This window comes from Stenotrophomonas sp. AN71, assembly GCF_050435725.1.
GTDB lineage: Bacteria > Pseudomonadota > Gammaproteobacteria > Xanthomonadales > Xanthomonadaceae > Stenotrophomonas.
In genome coordinates this window covers 574415-594798 of the sequence record NZ_JBNDKU010000001.1, presented here as the reverse complement: position 1 = coordinate 594798, position 20384 = coordinate 574415, and the positions used below count along the sequence as shown (strand labels likewise).

17 protein-coding genes and 1 pseudogene are annotated in these 20384 nt (G+C 64.1%); 6 read left to right on the top strand and 12 right to left on the bottom strand.

All coding sequences use genetic code 11. The features are described from left to right. Positions 1 to 98 precede the first annotated feature (98 nt). From ABH900_RS02585 to ABH900_RS02560, 6 genes and pseudogenes are all read left to right on the top strand, one after another. Entirely contained in the window at positions 99 to 767 is a 669-nt protein-coding gene (locus ABH900_RS02585) for a hypothetical protein (RefSeq protein WP_429620970.1), read from the top strand. After that, the gene (locus ABH900_RS02580) at positions 748 to 1488 is read left to right on the top strand and encodes a dCTP deaminase domain-containing protein (protein ID WP_429620969.1); all 741 of its coding nucleotides are present in this window, start codon (positions 748 to 750) and stop codon (positions 1486 to 1488) included. The genes ABH900_RS02585 and ABH900_RS02580 overlap by 20 nt, the downstream gene beginning before the upstream one ends. A gap of 54 nt (positions 1489 to 1542) precedes the next feature. Continuing rightward, positions 1543 to 2592 (top strand): thiamine-phosphate kinase, encoded by a 1050-nt coding sequence (locus ABH900_RS02575; protein ID WP_429620967.1) that lies wholly within the window; start codon positions 1543 to 1545, stop codon positions 2590 to 2592. 166 nt (positions 2593 to 2758) lie between these two features. Continuing rightward, positions 2759 to 2956: a hypothetical protein gene (locus tag ABH900_RS02570; protein ID WP_429620965.1), complete on the top strand. Its 198-nt coding sequence runs from the start codon at positions 2759 to 2761 to the stop codon at positions 2954 to 2956. A 64-nt stretch (positions 2957 to 3020) separates the two neighbouring features. Then, positions 3021 to 3332: pseudogene (locus tag ABH900_RS02565) on the top strand (aconitase family protein); the annotation flags it as partial. Positions 3333 to 3574: 242 nt separating this feature from the next. Next, entirely contained in the window at positions 3575 to 4246 is a 672-nt protein-coding gene (locus ABH900_RS02560; protein WP_429620963.1) for an energy transducer TonB, read from the top strand. A 222-nt stretch (positions 4247 to 4468) separates the two neighbouring features. Here the strand turns inward: ABH900_RS02560 and ABH900_RS02555 are convergent, their stop codons facing one another. The 12 genes from ABH900_RS02555 to ABH900_RS02500 all read right to left on the bottom strand — a co-directional run bounded on the left by ABH900_RS02555 (position 4469) and on the right by ABH900_RS02500 (position 20211). Next, positions 4469 to 5542 carry a protein-glutamate methylesterase/protein-glutamine glutaminase gene (locus tag ABH900_RS02555; protein WP_429620961.1) on the bottom strand — a complete coding sequence of 358 codons (1074 nt, stop codon included), beginning with the start codon at positions 5540 to 5542 and terminating at the stop codon, positions 4469 to 4471. After that, the gene (gene cheD / locus ABH900_RS02550) at positions 5539 to 6135 is read right to left on the bottom strand and encodes a chemoreceptor glutamine deamidase CheD (protein ID WP_428708251.1); all 597 of its coding nucleotides are present in this window, start codon (positions 6133 to 6135) and stop codon (positions 5539 to 5541) included. Before cheD ends, ABH900_RS02555 begins: the two co-directional genes overlap by 4 nt. After that, positions 6132 to 7001, bottom strand: coding sequence for a CheR family methyltransferase (locus tag ABH900_RS02545; protein WP_429620958.1), 870 nt, complete (start codon positions 6999 to 7001; stop codon positions 6132 to 6134). Before ABH900_RS02545 ends, cheD begins: the two co-directional genes overlap by 4 nt. A 37-nt stretch (positions 7002 to 7038) precedes the next feature. Continuing rightward, the gene (locus ABH900_RS02540) at positions 7039 to 9312 is read right to left on the bottom strand and encodes a methyl-accepting chemotaxis protein (RefSeq protein WP_429620956.1); all 2274 of its coding nucleotides are present in this window, start codon (positions 9310 to 9312) and stop codon (positions 7039 to 7041) included. 849 nt (positions 9313 to 10161) lie between these two features. Beyond that, entirely contained in the window at positions 10162 to 12540 is a 2379-nt protein-coding gene (locus tag ABH900_RS02535) for a methyl-accepting chemotaxis protein (RefSeq protein WP_429620954.1), read from the bottom strand. Positions 12541 to 12641: 101 nt separating this feature from the next. Further along, positions 12642 to 13025: a hypothetical protein gene (locus ABH900_RS02530; protein WP_429620952.1), complete on the bottom strand. Its 384-nt coding sequence runs from the start codon at positions 13023 to 13025 to the stop codon at positions 12642 to 12644. 136 nt (positions 13026 to 13161) lie between these two features. After that, positions 13162 to 13653 carry a chemotaxis protein CheW gene (locus ABH900_RS02525; protein ID WP_429620951.1) on the bottom strand — a complete coding sequence of 164 codons (492 nt, stop codon included), beginning with the start codon at positions 13651 to 13653 and terminating at the stop codon, positions 13162 to 13164. A gap of 235 nt (positions 13654 to 13888) precedes the next feature. Further along, on the bottom strand, positions 13889 to 14662 hold the full coding sequence (locus tag ABH900_RS02520; RefSeq protein ID WP_429621421.1) for a flagellar brake protein: 774 nt from the start codon (positions 14660 to 14662) through the stop codon (positions 13889 to 13891). Positions 14663 to 14911: 249 nt separating this feature from the next. After that, positions 14912 to 17161 carry a methyl-accepting chemotaxis protein gene (locus ABH900_RS02515; protein WP_429620949.1) on the bottom strand — a complete coding sequence of 750 codons (2250 nt, stop codon included), beginning with the start codon at positions 17159 to 17161 and terminating at the stop codon, positions 14912 to 14914. Positions 17162 to 17509: 348 nt separating this feature from the next. After that, complete coding sequence (locus tag ABH900_RS02510) at positions 17510 to 19495, bottom strand: chemotaxis protein CheA (RefSeq protein ID WP_429620948.1); 1986 nt, start codon at positions 19493 to 19495, stop codon at positions 17510 to 17512. Between the two features lie 45 nt (positions 19496 to 19540). Beyond that, positions 19541 to 19906, bottom strand: coding sequence for a response regulator (locus ABH900_RS02505; protein ID WP_005409521.1), 366 nt, complete (start codon positions 19904 to 19906; stop codon positions 19541 to 19543). Next, positions 19903 to 20211 (bottom strand): STAS domain-containing protein, encoded by a 309-nt coding sequence (locus ABH900_RS02500; protein ID WP_057496420.1) that lies wholly within the window; start codon positions 20209 to 20211, stop codon positions 19903 to 19905. The genes ABH900_RS02505 and ABH900_RS02500 overlap by 4 nt, the downstream gene beginning before the upstream one ends. Positions 20212 to 20384: the final 173 nt, after the last annotated feature.

Genomic DNA, 20384 nt, shown 5'->3' with positions numbered 1-20384 from the left:
TGCGGTAGTGTTGGAGGCGGCGCGAGCACCTTTAAGGCCCGGCTAACACCGGGCCTTATTCTTGGCGAATACTAGGCAGCTTGTTGGAGTTGGCATCCATGCATAGAGTAGGTGAGGCTGAAGTTGATGCTGAGTGTGCGTATCTCTTGGCCTGTATTCCTGATAACGGAATGGTAGTGAGCCTTTTGGAGGGCATCTTGAAGTCTCCTAACGTCCTCGCGGGGCTGTCTAGGGAGTCCTACTGGCATCCTCTTGGCTTTATAAAGATAGTTTTGCCTCCATTGCATCAAGGGCTTATTTATAGATTGCACTACTGGCCACCATCTTCAAGTTTTGCAGAGGATGTCCATTCTCATCGATCCGACTTTGCATCGAGGGTCGTTGACGGAAAGCTGGTGGTAAACAGGTATGAGCTGGTTGCTGGGAATTCATCTTCGTTGATTTCATATCAATCTATGCCAAGTGGCGAAGTTTCTGCTCGTTTCGTTGGCACGACTGATGTGAGAGAGATTTCAAGTAAGATCTATGAGCATGGGGGGGCATATTTTTGCAGTAGGGACGAGCTTCACAGGGTTATTGTTTCGGATGGGGGTGCCGTTACTATTTCAGTTTGGGACGTGAGAACTGTTCCGGCCATCGTTGTGAAGGGTGCTGGCGACCCCGTCGACACATGTTGCGGCAGGGGTGAATGTTCGGAAATGGAAATTCGCGAAGTGTTGAGCGACGTTATTTCAAGGATGCAAAATCGTGATCATAGGCCGCGATGAGATAATTAGATTGGCGAAAGGGGATTCGCGTCTAATTTGTCCATTTTCCTTGGAGAACGTAAGGCGGAGCTCTTACGATCTTACGGTTGGCGAGGAGTACTACGTTGGCGGGAGTGGGCCAAATGGAGTTATGTCCGCAGAATCAGTTGCCATGGGCCATAGCTTCAAAATTCCGGCGCATGGTCTTTGCTTTGTGCTGTCTGCAGAGGCCATTTCTCTTCCATATGATTTGACAGCTAAAGTTTCGCTTCGAATGTCGCACGTGTACGAGGGTTTGGTTCTAACTGCGCAGCCGCCGTTCGACCCTGGCTATCGGGGGAGGGTTATAATTATGATTCACAATTTGTCCTCTGGTGAGCGTCACATTAAAAGAGGGGATAGGGTTGCGACGATGGAGTTTTCGCGCGTAATCGGCCTTGCGTTGGATTCTGACGGCGAGGCGCCCGGAAAAGCCCATAGAAGTGTTTCCGGTATCGCGCAGCAGCTTAGACAGCCTGTTCAAAGTGGCCTGAATGATCTGTCTGATAGAGCTTCTTCGCTCGGAAAAGAGATTGCAACGCTGAAGACTTTGGGTCTCGCGTTTGCTGCTTTGCTTCTTGCCGTCGTTGCGATTCCTGCGGCAAATATCTATTCGGCTTTAGATCAAAAAATTGATGAGCTAAAGAAGCGGCTAGATAGTGTGGAGAGTGTTCAAAAGCATCAAAAGCTAGGCGATGAGTGACATATTTTAACTATTGGCTTAAGCCGCTATTTGTTTGCATATAAGAGGTGCGTGGTGACTGAGTACGAATCAATGCTTGACATTGGCGAGAAGGGATTCATCGCATCTCTTATGCCTATGCTGTCAGATTCAGATGCGTTCGTTAACGGATTTGGCCATGATGTCAGTATTGTTGACGTAGGTCTTGATGAATTAATTGCGTTTAAGATTGATCGCGCTCCAAAGCCGGTTTTGCTGGCGCTTGGTTACGATGAGTATCGTGTTTGGGGGCGGCTCGCGGCGGTTGCAAATATAAGCGACATCATTGCTGGTGGCGCGGTCCCGTATGCGGTTATGCTTTCGCTCGTTCTGCCCCGTGATTTTCCGGCGGAATATGCTCGTCAGATCGTTCTCGGTTGTCGAGATGCATGTCAGGAACATGGCGTTAATTTCGTTGGCGGAGACACCAAAGAGGGAAGGGAAGCCCAGGTGGTGGGTGCGGCAATCGGGCGGGTTTCGAGGGGGCGGTATTGGGCCAGGAGAAAGGCGGTCGCAGGTGATCGGCTGTATGTCACCGGAACAGTAGGCGCAGCTGCAGCGGCTATGCTTGAATTGAGCAGGTCCGAAGTAAAAGAACGGGATCGATTTGTAAGTGTTTTACGAAATCCTTGTGCAGATGTAAAAATAGCCGCGAAGTTGCGCGAGAAGTCGATGATATTCGCTGCTTGCGATATAAGTGATGGTTTGTGTGACGCTGTCGAATTGTTTTCTAGCGGAAGTGTCGGGGTAGTGATTGATGCCGACAGGCTTCCTTTAAGTTGTCTCGCTATTGAGACTTCGACAAGGTTGGGAGTCGAAGCGTGGAAGTTTGCTTTCTCTGTTGGGGACTGGGGGCTTGCTCTGGTTGTCTCTAAGGAGGATTGTGATGAATTCGAAAAAATATTCTGCGGAGAAAATGAAGTGACAAGGATTGGTGATTTTCTCGAAATTTCGTCGAGTGAAGTTCGCCACAGAGGTCGTTCCTTAGCGCTCCCGAAGATCAGAAATGAGCACTTTAGGAGTAGATTTGAAGATGGCGCTGAATTTCTTGATTTTCTAGTTAGTCCTTCAATTTTATTGCCTTGAAGGATTTTGGAGGGGTGGTTCGGGCGCTTTGCGGATCGCGGGTTTGTACGATGGACCTAAGAGCGATTCGATGTCCGGAATTCTTCTCAAGAGACCGGAATTGTGCATAATGGATTTTTGCGCAGCCATGGTGGTTGCGCAATTGGATACGTAGAGGGAGCATGATATGACCGATCAGGGACCTAGGGCTTGTACAGTGGGCTTTGGTGATGGAGAGAGGGAGGGAATCTTTCATATGTTTGGCCATGTGAAGGCTCTCGATGAAGGCAATAACCCGTATGTCCACCTGATTGCGGTTGTTGAGCTAAAGGACGGTCGGGTTATTGAGGTTGAGCCGGCTTCTGTGCGCTTTGCAAAGTCCTGATTCGTCGTTGGAAGCCTTCGAGTTTTTGTTGCGGGAGATGATGACTGATTCAGCCTTCTGTGAAGCCACCGGCGCACGCATGGAAATGCCGGGCTGCTCGCGGTGCATGGGCAACCAGGCGCAGATCCGTGAGGGCTCCACCGCGATGTCGACCTCCACCCGCAACTTCCCGAACCGCCTGGGTCGCAACACCAACGTGTACCTGGGCTCGGCGGAACTGGCGGCGATCTGCTCGCGCCTGGGCCGTATCCCGACCAAGGAAGAGTACATGGCCGATGTGGGCGTGATCGCCGCCAGTGGCGCGGAGATCTACCGCTACATGAACTTCGACCAGATCGAGGAATATCAGGACGTGGCCAAGACGGTCGCTGCCTGATGCGGTAGTGCCGGCCGCTGGCCGGCACCCCGTTGAAACGAAGAGCCCCCGGTGAAAGCCGGGGGTTTTTTGTTGTGGCATCGTCTTCGACGCATTGCTTGGCGTGACCGGTAGGTGACAAGTGTTCGTGTTGCATGCTCTGCTATCGGGCTGTCCGTCCGGAGCATTTCATGCGTCCAGTTGCTGTGCCTTCCCTCCCTGACGCCGTTCGCCGTCGTTCACTCCGTGCGTTCGTGAGTTCGATGGCCAGCGTCGCGCTGTTGTGTGTGGCATCCGCTGCAGCAGCCTACGAAGACCCGCCGACGGTAGGCATCAGTTCAATGGCGAACAATCCCGCGAGGTTTCCGGCGGGGGTATACAAAAAGGTTCCACCGGGCAGAAAGTCGCTGCTGCTGGAAATCCAGGTGGATGCGCTGGGCAAATGGACGTCGACGAAGGTGATCGAAAGCAGCGGCTGGGATGCCATCGATGCGGGCTACCTCAAGGCGGGCCAACGTTGGGACTATCAGGCTGCGGTGCGCGACGGCGAACGGGTGGCCGGCGTGATGCGCTTGCCGGTGTCGTTCTGCCTGGTGGCGTGTGAGCCGGCGCCGGCGAAAGCCTCTGCCGAGCAGGCGGTATCCGAACCGCAGGACGCGCCGGCGGAACTGGACCTGTCCTCACGGTACGGCAACGCGCCGATCTATCCAGGGCAGGCGTATCGGGACGGCTTGGAGGGCGAGGCGATCGTGGTGTGTCACGTGGCCGCCGACGGCACCCTGGTCGATGCTCTCGTGGAGACGAGCAGTGGCTGGGCGGTGCTGGATGAGGCGGCCCTGGTGGCAGTGAAGAAATGGAGGTACACCGCTGCCAGGAAGAACGGGGTGCCGGTGCCGGGGCAGGTTCGGATTCCGGTGAGGTTCAAACAGCCGTGAGGCTCATGCGGCGGCACGTGCTCCTTGGCGGCACCGTGCTTGAACGCTGCGGTCGCCGCCCGATGCGGTAGTGCCGGCCGCTGGCCGGCGCTTCGTTGAAACGAAGATCCCCGGTGAACGCCGGGGATATTCTTCTGGGTGATGGTCTGTAGTCGAGCACGGCTCGACTCTACAAAGGCATCCACGCATGGCGTGGATCTACTTCGGGGACGGGGCGCGCAATCAGCCGCGGGCGAGGGCCAGCAGCCGTTCGGCGATGCGCTCCAGCGGCACCTGTTCCTCGGCGGCGCCGAGCTTGAAGGCCGCGCCGGGCATGCCCCAGACCACGCTGGTGGCCTCGTCCTGCACCAGTGTGGGGGCGCCAGCCTGGCGCATCTCCAGCAGGCCACGCGCGCCGTCGTCACCCATGCCGGTGAGGATCGCGCCGATGGCATTACCGCCGGCGCTCTGCGCCACCGAACGGAACAGCACGTCCACTGCTGGCTTGTGCCGGTTCACCGCCGGGCCGTCGTCGACGCGGCAGCGCCAGCGCGCACCGTCGCGGATGATCCGCAGGTGCTTGCCGCCCGGAGGCAGGTAGGCATGGCCGGGAAGCACGGCTTCGCCGTCGCTGGCCTCGCGCACGGCCATGGCCGAGTGGCGGTCCAGGCGTTCTGCGAAGGCGCTGCTGAAGCTGGCCGGCAGGTGTTGGGTCATTACCACGGCGGGCGCGTCGGCGGGCATGCCTTCGAGCACCACGCGCAGCGCTTCGGTGCCACCGGCGGAAGATCCGATCGCGATCAGGCGGTCGGTGGTACGGAACTGCGGTGTGGTCGGGCGCATCGCCGGAGTTGCCTCCAGCATGAGCTTCGGTGCCGCAGCGCGCACCAGCGGGCGCACGCGTGAGCGCGCCGCCATCTTGACCTTGGCGATGATTTCGTCCGCGTAGCCCTGCAGGCCACGCGCCACATCGAGCTTGGGCTTGGAAACGAAATCCACCGCACCCAGCGCCAGTGCCTGCAGGGTGGTGTCGGCACCGCGCTCGGTCAGCGAGGAGATCATCACCACCGGCAGCGGATGCAGGCGCATCAGGTTTTCCAGAAAGGCCAGGCCATCCATGCGTGGCATTTCCACATCCAGGGTGATCACGTCCGGGGCCAGGCGCTTGATCTTCTCGCGCGCCAGCAGCGGATCGGCGGCGGTGCCGACCACATCGATGGACGGATCGCTGGACAGGATCTCGGTGAGCATCTGCCGTACAACGGCGGAGTCGTCGACGATCAGGACCCGGCAGGGGGCGTTGCCGGAGAAGGTCATTCGAACAGCTCCACGCCGCCGGTGACCGGGGCCTTGGACAGGCGCGCACGTACCGCCGATTCGGTGGCCGCCACTTCGGCTTCGTGGGCATGCGGCAGGCGCTGCACCACTACACGGCCGGTGTCGGCGAAGAACCAGATCTTGCGCGGGTGGATGCCGCACAGATCTTCGGCGAGGATCGGGATGTGCTCGGCCTGCAGGTACTGGCGTACGAACTCGGCGTTGCGCGTGCCGACCGGGTTGCTGGTGAAGCCCTTGAGCACGTTGGCGCCGCCGAACACCTTCGCTTCGATGCGCTTGCGGTGCGCGCCGCGCTTGAGCATGTCGTTGATCAGCAGCTCCATCGCGTAGCTGCCGTAGCGTGCCGGCGCGCCGTCGCCGGCGTTGCCCTCGGGCAGCAGGAAGTGGTTCATGCCACCGATCTTCAATACCGGGTCGCGCAGGCAGGCGGCCACGCAGGAGCCAAGCGTGGTGGTCAACGCGGTGGTGTCATCGACCACCAGATACTGGGTCGGCAGCAGCTTGGCGGCGATCGTCTGGAAGCGCGCATCCTGGTAGCGCATCACATCGTCGGTACGCAGTGAGGCGTTCATGCGCCGGCCTTTGCCGCACGGCGGTACAGCGTGCGGCCGCAGGGCTGGATCAGGTCGGCGGCGTGCAGGTAGTTCTCCGAGTGGCCGGTGTAGAGCAGGCCGTCATCGGCCAGGTGCTGCACCAGGCGGCCAAGGATGGCGCGCTGGGTCGGCTTGTCGAAGTAGATCATCACGTTGCGGCAGAACAACGCATCGAACGGGCCGCCGACGTCGTAGCGTGGGGCAAGCAGGTTCAACGGGCGGAACTCGATCAGCTCGCGCAGCGCCGGCAGCACGCGGCACTGGCCTTCGTTGGGACCACTGCCACGCTGGAAGTAGCGGCGACGCAGGTCCGGATCGAGGCTGGCGACGCGGTCGATGTTGTAGACGCCACGACCGGCGGTGGCCAGTACCTGGGTATCGACGTCGGTGGCGACGATGCGTACCGGCGGCTTCAGCGTGCCGAACGCCTCGCAGGCGGTGATCGCCATCGAATAGGGCTCCTCGCCGGTGGAGGCGGCGCACGACCACAACAGCAGCGGCGTGCGGTTGGAGCGCTGCTGCAGCTCTTCGCGCAGCTTGTCGAAGTGGTGCGGTTCGCGGAAGAACGAAGTCAGGTTGGTGGTCAGGGCATTGGTGAACGCCTGCCACTCGTCACCATCTTCCTGTTCCAGATGGTCCAGGTATTGCTGGAAGCTGCGCATGCCCAGCGTACGCAGGCGACGCGACAGGCGGCCATAGACCATGTCGCGCTTGGCAGGCGCGAGGGCAATGCCCACGCGCTGGTAGATCAGGTCGCAGACGCGGCGGAAATCACGGTCGGCGAACTCGAATTCGCGTGGGCCGGTAACGATGGGAGTGGGACTTTGCACGGGGGACGTGTCCATCGGCGGGGGCGGCGGCCGAAGCCGCCGCAGGTGGGTCTCAGAATTCCTGCCAGTCGCTGTCGCTGGCGACGAAGGTGCTGGCGTTGCTGCTGCTGCGCCGTGCCGGTGCCGGCGCGCGGGTCGATTGCGGGCGTGCCACGGCGGCAACGCGGACCGGCTCGACCTGCGCGGCCACGGCCTTCATCGCGGCTGAAACCTGGTTGTCGAGGCGGAAGATCGCCACGGCGTCGGCCAGCTGGCCGGCCTGGTCTTCCATCGCGCGTGCGGCGGCGGTGGCTTCTTCCACCAGCGCGGCGTTCTGCTGGGTGGTCTCGTCCATCTGCACCACGGTCTGGTTGACCTGCTCGATGCCGGCCGACTGTTCCTGCGAGGCGGCGGAGATCTCGGCCATGATGTCGGTCACGCGCTGCACCGAGGCGACGATCTCGCCCATGGTGCTGCCGGCCTGGTGGACCAGGCTGGAGCCTTCGGCAACTTTGCCGACCGAATCATCGATCAGGCCCTTGATCTCCTTGGCGGCGGCCGCCGAACGCTGGGCGAGGGTGCGCACTTCGCTGGCAACCACGGCGAAGCCGCGGCCCTGTTCGCCGGCACGTGCGGCTTCCACCGCAGCGTTCAGTGCCAGGATGTTGGTCTGGAAGGCGATGCCGTCGATGACGCTGATGATTTCGGCGATCTTCTTCGACGAGGCTTCGATGGCCGACATGGTGGTGACCACCTGGCCGACCACGCTGCCGCCTTGCGAGGCGACGCCATGCGCGCCGATGGCGAGCTGGTTGGCCTGGCGTGCGTGCTCGGCGTTCTGGCGCACGGTGGAGGTCAGTTCCTCCATCGAGGCGGCGGTTTCTTCCAGGTTGGCGGCCTGCTGCTCGGTGCGGCGCGACAGGTCGCTGTTGCCGGAGGCGATCTCGCCGGCGGCCAGGGTGATGCTGGAGGCGCTGGCCTGTATCTGGCCAACGATCTGGGTCAGCTGGGTGACGGTGGTGTTGGCATCATCCCGCATGCGCGCGAACACGCCCTGGTAATCGCCGTGCATGCGCGCGGTCAGGTCACCTTCGGCGATGGCCGACAGCAGCTGCGAGAGCTTGCCGAGGTTGTCATCGCTGACCGCCATCATCGCGTTGAGGTTCTCCAGCATCAGGCGGAAATCGTGATCGAAGCGCTGGGCGTCACCGCGCCGGCTGAAGTCACCTGCGGCAGCGGCCGTGGCCAGTTGCTTGATTTCGGTGTTGATGCGGCCGAGGTTGGCCTTGACCGTATCGACGGTGGTGGTCATCGCCGCCTTTTCGCCCGGATAGCGCGCGATGTCGCGGCTGAGGTCTCCGACCGCGTACTGCTGCACCACGTCCAGCACATCCTGCAGGGTCTGCACGTGGCCGCCGACCAGGGCGTTGGTTTCCTGCACCATCAGCCGGTACTCGCCGGGGAAGGCGCTGGCTTCGATGCGGTAGCTCAGTTCGCCCGCATCGTGGCGGCGCGCCATCTCGCGCTGGCCGCCGATCACGGCGTGCAGCTGCTGCTGCATGACGGACATCGCCTCCAGCAGCCGGCCGGGCTCGTCGTGCGGCTGCGGGCCGATGTGGCTGTCCAGCTTGCCATTGGCGATACCCTCGGCGACGGCGGTGGCCTGCTTCAGCGGGCGCGCGATACGGTTGCCGATGACCCAGCTCAGGGCCAGCACGATCAGCACCAGCACGCCACCGGACATGGCCATGATGGCGGTGAACACCAGTGCCTGCTTCTGCACGTCGTCCATGTAGACGCCGCTGCTGACCACCCAGTTCCAGGGTGCGAACAGGCCGGCGTAGGCGACCTTCTCGACGTCGCCCTTGCTGCCGGGCTTGGCCCAGCGATAGTTGACGAAACCGCCACCGGCCTTGGCTGCCTCAACCTGGTCGTAGTAGATGCGCACGCCGTCGTCGGTGCGGAAGTCCTTCATGTCCTTGCCGACCAGATCCTTGCGGAACGGGTGCATCAGCAGGCGGTAGCCGGTGTCGTAGAGGTTGAAGTAGTAGGTATCGTTCTCGGCGCGCATGACTTCCAGCGCTTGCAGCGCGGCAGCCTTGGCGGCGTCCTCACCGAGTTCGCCGGTACTGGCCAGGCGGTGATAGTGCTGCAGGATGCCGTAGCTCAGTTCGACCTGGGTCTTCAGCGCGGTCTTGCGGGTCTCGGTCAGGTCCAGGTACTGCATGCGGGCGGCGATCACCGACAGCGCGATCACGCCGAGCGCGATGAGCAGCGTCAGCAGGTTGAGCTTGCGCCGGACGGAAAGATTGCTGAAGTAGTGTTGCCAGCGATGCAGGAGATTCATCGAGCAGGACCAGGTCGAAACGGGCGGGCGGCGCCAAGCCGGTCAGCGGCGGGATACGCCGTGACAACCCCGTTATCGGCCGCGCGGGCGGGGGATTGAGGTGCGGTGTCCGAACGTATTCAGGTTTCCTTGCAGCGGCGGCTGCGGCGCTGCCTGCGGCAGGCTTTTGAAGCAACGGCAACGGCAACGGCAACGGCAACGGCAACGGCAACGGCAGCAACGGCAACGGCGGTTGGTCGGCTCTGCATTGTCAGTGGGTGGCTGGGTCGGGGTGGGCTGGCGGGACACGCTGTAAACCCGTCCCTGGGGGCTCGATGGCGCCATCCATGGCGCCAACGGTCCCGCCAGCCCACCCCGACCCAGCCCTCTCGGCATTTCGGTGTCGGACAGCAAGAGCGTTGGGTTTCCAAGTGGAAAGAGGGGGTCAGATCCGTTTTCCTGCGGAAAACGGATCTGACCCCGGAAGCGTGCAGCTGTTGCTCTTGCTCTTCTTTCTTCAATCCGGGGTGGACGCGCACGGAAAGTGTCCGTGGCCGGGAGGGTGGGTCGCGCAGGGGTGTCCGCGGCATGGATGCCGCGGCCAAGCCCCCAGGGGTGAGGGCGCTTTGCTTGCGAAGCACTGCTTCGCAAGCGCCCGAACGCACAGCCGCCAGCGGCTGGGCCGGACCCCGGAGGGGGGTTCACGGCGTCCCCTGCGCGACCCACCCTCCCGGCCCAAGCGAAGGAAACCCGCCGCTTTCCACGGCCACCCCGAGGGGCTGCGCCGTTGGCTGGATAATCAGATACCCCGTAAACAAAAACGCCCCAGCGCAGGGCCAGGGCGTTCTCGTACGTCAGGTCAGGCAGGCATCAGAATTCCTGCCAGTCTCCGTCGGCCAGTTCGGTGGCCATCGAGCGACCGCCAGCGGTGCGGCGGGCCGGCGGCGCGACCGGTGCCTGGGCGACCGGTGCAGTGACTCGCGGGGCCGGGGCAGCGGTGACGCGCGGGGCGGTCACGACCTCGGCTTCGTCGACCACGAAGATCGAGACCGCTTCGCTGAGATGGCCGGCCTGTTCTTCCATCGCACGTGCGGCGGCGGTGGCTTCTTCCACCAGCGCGGCGTTCTGCTGGGTGGTCTCGTCCATCTGCACCACGGTCTGGTTGACCTGCTCGATGCCGGCCGACTGTTCCTGCGAGGCGGCGGAGATCTCGGCCATGATGTCGGTCACGCGCTGCACCGAGGCGACGATTTCGCCCATGGTGCTGCCGGCCTTGCGTACCAGTGCCGAGCCGTCGCTGACCTTGCCGACCGAATCATCGATCAGGCCCTTGATCTCCTTGGCAGCTGCGGCCGAGCGCTGGGCGAGGGTGCGCACTTCGCTGGCAACCACGGCGAAGCCGCGGCCCTGTTCGCCGGCACGTGCGGCTTCCACCGCAGCGTTCAGCGCCAGGATGTTGGTCTGGAAGGCGATGCCGTCGATGACGCTGATGATCTCGGCGATTTTCTTCGACGAGGCTTCGATGGCCGACATGGTGGTGACCACCTGGCCGACGACGTCGCCGCCCTGCGAGGCGACGCCATGCGCGCCGATGGCGAGCTGGTTGGCCTGGCGTGCGTGCTCGGCGTTCTGGCGCACGGTGGAGGTGAGTTCCTCCATCGAGGCGGCGGTTTCTTCCAGGTTGGCGGCCTGCTGTTCGGTGCGGCGCGACAGGTCACTGTTGCCCGACGCGATTTCGCCGGCCGCCGAGCTGATCGCGCGGCTGGACTGCTTGATGCGGGTGACGATCTCGCTCAGCTGCGCGGCGGTGGCGTTGGCATCGTCGCGCATGCGGGCGAACACGCCCTGATAATCGCCGTGCATGCGCACGGTCAGGTCACCCTGCGACAGTGCAGCCAGCAACCCGGAGATCTGTTCGATGCTGCCGGCGTTGGCGTCCAGCAGGCCGTTGATCTGCTGGGCCAGTTGCAGGAAGAAGCCTTCCTTGTCGCTGGCGTCGATGCGACCGGACAGGTCGCCGGCGGCGGCCTGGGCGATCACGCGTGCCACTTCGGCTTCGACCTGCGCTTCCTGGGTGCGGTCGCGCCATTCCACCACGTAGCCGACGGTGTCGCCGTCTTCGTTGCGGATGGTGGACACCACCTGGGCGAACTGGGCGTCGCCGTACTGCATCGGGCGACGGGCCACGCCGTGCGCCTTCAGGTTGCCCAGCAGGGTCTGGTCCATTTCGCCACGGTGCTCGAGCACGGTGACCGGCTTGCCGATCAGCGAGGCCTTGGCATCGAAGTCCGGCAGGTCACGGCGCACGTCGTCCTGGTACTGACTCAGGGTCTGCTGCAGCGCACGGTTGCTGTAGACGATGGTGTTGCTGGTGTCGGTCAGGTACACGCCAGTGGAACTGTAGTCCAGCGCGGTTCGGATGCGCAGGTTCTCGCGCGCAATCGCCTGGTCGGTTTCGGTGCGCTCGCGCAGGTCGCGCTGCATGCGCTGCATGGCCTGCATCAGTTCGCCCACTTCATCCTGGCGGCTGACGTCGATGTGGCCATCGAGCTTGCCGCCGGCCACGTCGTTGGCGACCGAGACGGCGCCGCGCACGCTGCCGACCAGGGCACGGGCAAACAGCCACACCAGCACCAAGCCGAGTGCGGCGCCGCCGAGCAGGGCGATCACGGTCAGCACGGCCGAAGCGGAATAGGTGGATTCGGCCTCTTCGCGCGAGGCGCGGGCGAGGCGGTTGTCTTCGGCGATCAGCGCTTCCAGCGCCGAGGCGGCCTTGCGGTGCTTGCTGCGGGTTTCGCCGACGAAGGTGTCGATGGCATCGTCCGGCAGGTCCAGTTCCAGCATCTCGGTGACGCTGTCATAGGAGGCCAGGGCGTCCTTCCATTCCTTGGCGAAGGTATCAAACAGCTTCTTCTGCTGCGGGTTGTCGACCAGTGCCGGGTAGCCCTTGATCGACTTGTCCATGCTCTCGCGCAGCTCGACCGCCTGCTTGCGCGCGTCGGACTTGACGTCGTCGCTGGCGCGGATCAGCTGCTGGTAGGCGGCGTTACGGTACTCGCCCAGCATGCCGCGCATCTCGCCGGCCATGCGGATGCTGTCCATGCGCGAACCGGCCAGTTCTGTGGTGACGTTGTTCAGCGAATGCAGGCCACGATAGGCCACGATGCCCTGCAGCAGCATCACCAGCAGGATGACGCCGAAGGTCAGCATCAGCTTCGGCATCAGTTTCAGGTTGTTGATCCACGGCATGGGCGTTGCGATCTCCTAAGGCAGACGCGTCCGGGCATCGGGCCCGGTTGCAGCAGGAACCGCGCCGGCACCAGGTCCGGCGAGATTCGACGAACAGCGGTTTACTTGATGTTGGCCAGCTTCAGCGCCGACGGCGAGCTGACTTCGATTTCCGCGCGCGAGGCATCGCGCTGGATCTTGCCGATCACGCAGACAGTCTTGCCTTCCAGCGATTCCAGCGGGAAGGAGAACTTGCCGCGGTTCTCACCGGCGATGCGTGCCGAGAAGGTGTGGCGCGGGAAGGCGCCGCCCATGTACAGGAAGGTCGGCTGGCCTTCGGAACCTTCTGCGTAGCGGGCCTTCTCAACCTTGCCACAGACCATGCCGTCCTTGCCGACCGAGCGCGGTGCCATTTCCGGCGGGATCATGTCGGCCGACTGGGCGAAAGCGGAGGCGGCGGTGGTGGCCAGGACAGCAGCCGAAACGAACGCAAGCAGGGACTTCATCGAGGTGTATCTCCGGGGATGGTAACGGTCGGGCCGGTGCTGCGCGCTCCTGCGCGACCGGCTTCTGTCCCCCTATCGGCATCGCCGGAGGGAACTGAAGGGTTTTGTGACTGGAACGTGAAGCAGTTCCGTTCGATCAGGCAGCGACGTCTTCGGCAATGCTGGTCTGGCCCATGTCGGCGCTGTCGAGCAGGGTCTCGATGTCCAGCAGGATCAGCATGCGATCGTCGTGGGTACCGATGCCGGAGATGAAGCGGGTATCGACGGCGGCGCCGAACTCCGGGGTCGGGCGGATCTGTTCGGCCGACAGCGGAATCACGTCGGAGACGCTGTCAACGACGATGCCGACCACGCGGTCTTCCACGTTCAGCACGATCATCACGGTGAACGCATCGTAGCGGGCGTTTTCCAGGCGCAGCTTCAGGCGCAGGTCGATGACCGGCACGATGGTGCCGCGCAGGTTGATCACGCCCTTGATGTAGTCAGGGGCATCCGGCACGCGGGTGACCGCGTCGTAGCCGCGGATTTCCTGCACCTTGAGGATGTCCACGCCGTAGTGCTCGGCACCGAGGGTGAAGCTGAGGAATTCGCCACCGGCGCTGGCAGCGGTGCTGGTCTTGTCGTTCATCGAGGGGTCCTGGTTCTGCCGGAAGTCCCGGTGTCAGGCTCGGTATCGGCCCCGCTGGGGGGGACTTTAGGTGCCGGGAGAGGCATCCACGCATGGCGTGGATCTACCGGGGAGGGGTGGGGCATCCACGCATGGCGTGGATCTACCGGGGGCCGGTAGCATCCACCGAAGCACGGTAGCGCCGGGTCATGCCCGGCTGGGTTTGCGCATTCGCCGGGCATGGCCCGGCGCTACCCTACAGCTCGCCGTTGCGGCGGGCCTTGCGCTGGCGGTCGATGCGGAAGATGTAGCGCTGGATGGCGCTGTCGGCGCCGCGCGGAAGGCTGTCGAAGCGCATGCCGACGCGCTTGACCTCGATGCCGTTGGGCTGGCGCTGCGGCAACAGGTTGCAGACCACCAGTTCGATGTCCAGGTCCGGGCCGTCGGGCAGCGACAGCTGCGCCGGGTAGCGCTTCTGCAGGGCGAACACCGCGCAGTCGGTGGGTACAACCACGGCCAGGCCGCCGCCACTGATGTCCACCACCCGCATCGACAGTGCCTCGGCACGCGCTTCGCCCGGCGGCAGCAGCAGCTGTGGCGAGTCGGTGACCGGTGTCTCCAGCCGGTACAGTTCGCGGCGCTGCAGGTGTACCAGTTCCTCCGGCAGTGGTGCGCGGAAGGCCACGTGGCCGTCGTTGTCCACGCGCTGGAGTGAGTGCAGGCGGAACCGCACCAGCACCCGTTCGAGCTGGGCGAAGCACAGCAGGTGGTCGGCCTGTTCGGCGGCACGGTTGGAGGCTTCCTGCGGACTGCCATCGAGCAGCAGGTAGTCCTCGTCTTCGTCGAGGTCGAGCAGGGCGGTCGGGAACGAGCGGTCGCGGCCGTCGATATGCGCGTTGATCAGCGAACGCTGCTCGATCAGCGACCTCAGCAACTGGCGCAGCTGGCGGGGGTTGCGGACGAGGAAACGTTCGTCAGCGGCGTCGGCCGCATGGACTTCATGCACTGCAGTGTCGTTGCCGTCGGACATGGAATCTAGGGTCAAGGGCGGGCGCCAGCACGCGTTGGTGCGAGGCTTGATGGGAGTATCGGCCCCTGCACCGGATTATGAAGTGAGAATTGCATCACTTTCCATGCGTAGGGGGTCAGATCCCTTTCCCGCGGGAAAGGGATCTGACCCCGGGTGCTGACCGCACCTGTAGATCCACGCCATGCGTGGATGCTTCCTGTGTGGGGTCAGAGCCCCCTTCCCGGGAAGAGGGATCCGACCCCGGGTGCTTCAGAACTCCTGCCAGTCGCCATCGGTGGCCAGCGCCGGCTGTGCCGCCGATGCACGCAGCGTGCGTGCGGGCGCTGCCTTCGCGGCCGGTGCGGCCACGGCGACCTGGCGCGGTACCGGTGCCGCGATCGGGCGGGCCGGGACGCCCGTCGTGCCCTGCGATGCCAGCCGGAAGCGGGCCACGGCCTCACCCAGCTGCACTGCCTGGTCTTCCATCGCGCGTGCGGCGGCGGTGGCTTCTTCCACCAGTGCGGCGTTCTGCTGGGTGGTCTCGTCCATCTGCACCACGGTCTGGTTGACCTGCTCGATGCCGGCCGACTGTTCCTGCGAGGCGGCGGAGATCTCGGCCATGATGTCGGTCACGCGCTGCACCGAGGCGACGATCTCGCCCATGGTGCTGCCGGCCTGGTGGACCAGGCTGGAGCCTTCGGCAACCTTGCCGACCGAATCATCGATCAGGCCCTTGATCTCCTTGGCGGCGGCCGCCGAACGCTGGGCGAGGGTGCGCACTTCGCTGGCAACCACGGCAAAGCCACGGCCCTGTTCGCCGGCACGTGCGGCTTCCACCGCAGCGTTCAGCGCCAGGATGTTGGTCTGGAAGGCGATGCCGTCGATGACGCTGATGATTTCGGCGATCTTCTTCGACGAGGCTTCGATGGCCGACATGGTGGTGACCACCTGGCCGACGACGTCGCCGCCCTGCGAGGCGACGCCATGCGCGCCGATGGCGAGCTGGTTGGCCTGGCGTGCGTGCTCGGCGTTCTGGCGCACGGTGGAGGTCAGTTCCTCCATCGAGGCGGCGGTTTCTTCCAGGTTGGCGGCCTGCTGCTCGGTGCGGCGCGACAGGTCGCTGTTGCCGGAGGCGATCTCGCCGGCGGCCAGGGTGATGCTGGAGGCGCTGGCCTGGATCTGGCCGACGATCTGGGTCAGCTGGGCGACGGTGGTGTTGGCATCGTCGCGCATGCGCGCGAACACGCCGTTGAACTGGCCGTCCATGCGTGCGGTCAGGTCGCCGGCGGCGATCGACTGCAGCAGCTGCGAGAGCTGCCCCAGGTTGCCGTCGGCCACCTGCATCATGGTGTTGAGGTGCTCGATCATCAGCTTGAAGTCGTGCTGGAAGCGCTGCACGTCGCCACGCTGGCTGAAATCGCCGGCGGCTGCGGCACCTGCCAGCTGCTGGATCTGCGTATTGATCGCCAGCAGGCTGGCCTTGGCCGCATCCATCGATTCGTGCAGGATCGCGCGGCTGCCGGGCAGGCGGCGTGCATCCGGAGCGAGGTTGCCGATGGCGTACTGGTTGAGCACGTCGATGGCATCGCGGATCGCATCGAGGTGCTCGAAGATCACGGTGTTGATGCCGCCGGCCAGCTGGCCGTAGACGCCCGGGAAATCTTCGGGGATGCGGTGACTGATATCCGGACCGGCGTGCATCTGTGCCATCAGCTGGGTCTGCTCGGAGAACCGGCGCAGCATCGCGGTCATGTCAGCGGTGGCAGCCAGCATCTTGCCCGCCTCGTCCTTGCTGGTGGCCTGGGTGCTGATGCTGAGGTCGCCACGGGCGACGGCCTGGATGGCGGTCACCGCTTTGCCGAGCGGACCGGTGACCGCGCGAGAGATGACCGTGGCCAGCGCAGCGGCAACCAGCGACAACAGCACGATGCAGCCGACGATGGCGATCATGCTGGTGCGGTGGGTGGCATTGGCTGCGGCGATCTTGCCGTCCATCAGGCCAGCGATATGGGTGCCGAGCGTCTTCATTGCAGCGAACAGGTCGCGGCGGGCTGGGCGCGACTGCTCGTCGGAGATCTGCTGGGCGAGGGCGCCATCGCCGGCGGCGACTGCGGCGCGCATCGCCTTGTTGGCGGCGAAGTAGCGCTCCAGCTGCTCGCTGGCTGCGCGGTAGAGTTCGCGCTCCTTGGCCAGGGCAGGCAGTGACGCGTATGCGGTCAGCTCCTCGTGCACGGTCCTGGCGGTGTCGTCCATGCGCTTGTTGTAGTCGGCGACCTTGTCGGGCTGGTCGAGCATGCTCAGCAGCGCCAGTTCGTAGGTGCGGAATTCGCCCAGCTGCGAGCGTGCTTCACCCAGGTGCTGGACCGACGGAATATCGTTGCCGGCCATCTCGCCCAGCTGTTTGTTGGCCTCGCTCAGGCGCAACAGGGCGAAGGCCCCGAGGACCAGGGTCATCAACGTGGTGAGGGTGAACCCCACGGCCAGCTTGCGGGCGATGGGCAGATCTTGGAACCACTTCATGCAGGGTGCTCCAGGTGGGCGGGGTGCCGGCGCAGGTGCGTCGGCCGGGGGTGGTTGCAGAGCGAACGGTGGTGTCCGGTGGGGTTCGGTGACGGCCGTCATTGCGGAATAACGGCGCGGTTTGGGTGGACTTTATGGACGCAGATCACATTCGGTTGCGTAGGGGGTGAAGGCGCGAAAGCCCTGCCATGGAAGGGCTTTCGCTTGGGTGGCGTGGTTGCACGCGAAACCATCGCGATGACGGAGTTCACGGAATGCAGGTTGCCGGATCTGCCCCCCTGGTGGAGAGCGCGCAAACGAAAACCGCCGCCCCGGAGGGCGGCGGTTCTGGACAACATGCAGGGGAAATCAGGCGGCCTGCGGCATCCGCAGCGAGCGCACGAGGCCACCGATGTCGACGATCAGCGCCACGCGACCATCGCCAAGGATGGTGGCACCGGACACCCCGCCGATGCGGCGGTAGTTGTTCTCGATGTTCTTCACCACGACCTGCTGCTGGCCGACCAGCTCGTCCACTTCCAGTGCGATCTTCTGGCCATCACCCTCGACCACCACTACCAGCGATTCGCTGTTCGCGCGGCGGCTGCCATAGCCGTAGTACTCGGTGAGCGACAGGATCGGCAGGTACTCGCCGCGTACGCGCAGCACACGGCCTTCGCCGGCCATGCTGCGGATGTCCTCGGCCTGCGGCTGCAGCGCCTCCAGCACGTAGGCCAGTGGCAGGATCAGGGTTTCGCCGGCCACGGCCACGGTCATGCCATCGAGGATGGCCAGGGTCAGTGGCAGGCGGATCAGCGTGCGGGTGCCTGTGCCGAGGCTGCTTTCGATCTGTACCTCTCCGCCCAGTGCCTGGATGTTGCGGCGGACCACATCCATGCCGACACCACGACCGGACAGATCGGTGACCGCATCGGCGGTGGAGAAGCCGGGCTGGAAGATCAGGTCCCAGACCTGCGAGTCGGTCGGGTTGTCCGGTACTGCCAGGCCGCGCTCGGTGGCCTTGGCCAGGATCTTGGCGCGATCCAGGCCGCGGCCATCGTCGCTGACTTCGATGACGATGTGGCCGCCCTGATGCGAGGCTGCCAGGGTGATCGTACCGGTCTCGTCCTTGCCCGCGCCGCGGCGCACATCCGGCATTTCCAGACCGTGGTCGATGGAGTTGCGCACCAGGTGCACCAGCGGATCGGCGATCTTCTCGATCAGGCCCTTGTCCAGCTCGGTGCCTTCGCCGATCGTGCGCAGGCGGACCTGCTTGCCGAGGCGGCTGGACAGATCGCGGACCAGGCGCGGGAAGCGACGGAACACCGCATCGACCGGCAGCATGCGTACGCCGATCACCGCTTCCTGCAGATCGCGGGTATTGCGTTCAAGCTGGTCCAGGCCGGCGAACAGGCTCTCGGCATGGACCGGGTCCAGCGCGTGCGAGACCTGCTTGAGCATGGCCTGGGTGATGACCAGTTCGCCGACCAGGTTGATCAGCGCATCGACCTTGTCGACGCTGACGCGGATCGAGGTTTCTGCTTCCTGGCTGGCGCCACCACTGGCGGCGGGCGCGGCGGGTGCTGAAGGGGTTGCGGGTGTGGCTGCGCCAACGGCCGTCGGAGTCTGGGTAGCCAGGCTCGGCGGCGCCGCTGGACGGATGTCCAGTTCGCAGTCGTCCAGCACCCAGGCGAAGGTGTCTTCGATCTTGCTGCGTGGCACCTTGCCGACCAGGCCCAGGTCCCATGCCAGGTGTGCTTCGAGCGGGTCGAGCTGGGCGAAGCCCGGCAGGCGCTCCATGCGCGCGGCGACCTGCAGCGAGCCGAGGTGCTCCAGTTCGCGGATGATGCGCAGCGGGTCGTTGCCGCTCATGAACAACGACGGTGCCGGAGTGAAGCCGATCTGCCAGGCTTCCGGCGTTTCATCAGCCTGTGGAGCAGCGGCAACCGGCGCGCTGGGAGCGGCCTGCCCGGACAGCACCGCTTCCAGGCGTGCCTTTACTGCGGCGACGGCGGCCGGGTCAGCGGCCTGCCCGTGTTCTGCTTCGCGCAGTAGAGCACGCAGCACGTCCACCGAGGACAGCATGGCGTCGACCGCGTGGCCTTCCAGTGCCCGCTTGCCGGCGCGCAGCTCATCGAGCAGCGTTTCCAGTACGTGGGTCAGGCTGGCGATGGCATCGAAGCCGAAGGTGCCGGCGCCGCCCTTGATGGAATGGGCGGCGCGGAACACCGAGTTGATGATCTCCGCGTCCTGCTGCCCGGATTCCAGGGCCAGCAGGCCAGCCTCCATTGCGTCGAGGCCTTCGCGGCTCTCCTCGAAGAAGGTGGCGTGGAAGCGTTGCAGGTCCATGCTCATGGCAGTGGTGGTCCGGAAGCGAAGAGGGGGAGCGATGCGGGGCGATCAGCCCAGCACTTTCTGCACGGTGGCGACCAGCTGTTCGGGATTGAACGGCTTGACCAGCCAGCCGGTGGCGCCGGCGGCCTTGCCTTCGGATTTCTTGTCCGCGGCCGATTCGGTGGTCAGCATCAGCAGCGGGGTGAACTTGTAGTCCGGCAGCTGGCGCAGTTCGCGGATCAGCGCGATGCCGTCCATGTTCGGCATGTTGACGTCGGTGACCACCGCATTGAAGCGCTGGCCCTTGGCGCGACCGAGCGCGACCGCGCCGTCTTCGGCTTCTTCGACGGCAAAACCGGCCGAGGTGAGGGCGAAGGAAACCATCTGGCGCATCGACGCCGAATCGTCCACCACCAAGATACGTGCGCTCATGCAGCGTTCTCCACAGATTTCAGGTTGTCATGGGGTACGTCCAGGCCCAGGGCCTGGGTGACGCCCAGCAGGCGCGCGGCGTCACGGAAGGTTGCAGTGCAACCGTGGAAGCCGGTGCCCAGGCCTGCCTCGCGGCGGGCCTGCACGAAGGCACACAGCACCTGCACGGCGGCTGTGTGGATGCGGGCGACCTGGCTTGCATCCAGGGTCAGCTCGCCTGCCTGCGCCACCAGCGGGGCCAGGCGGTTCTTGAGCTCGGTGCTGCTCTCGATGCCGAGATCCTCACCCAGTTCGACAGTGCTCATCGTTGCTCCGGACAAACGGTTCCGTGATCCATAACGGCATACCAGTGGGGTTCTTTAGAAGAATCGACGAGGTGCGTCGATGCGGTGCTGTTGAAAAGGGGACGGAGGGGATTAAGTCGCAAACGACCCTGCGCTCTGCCCACCATCAGCCTAGTCGTCGCCTTGCGCCGACG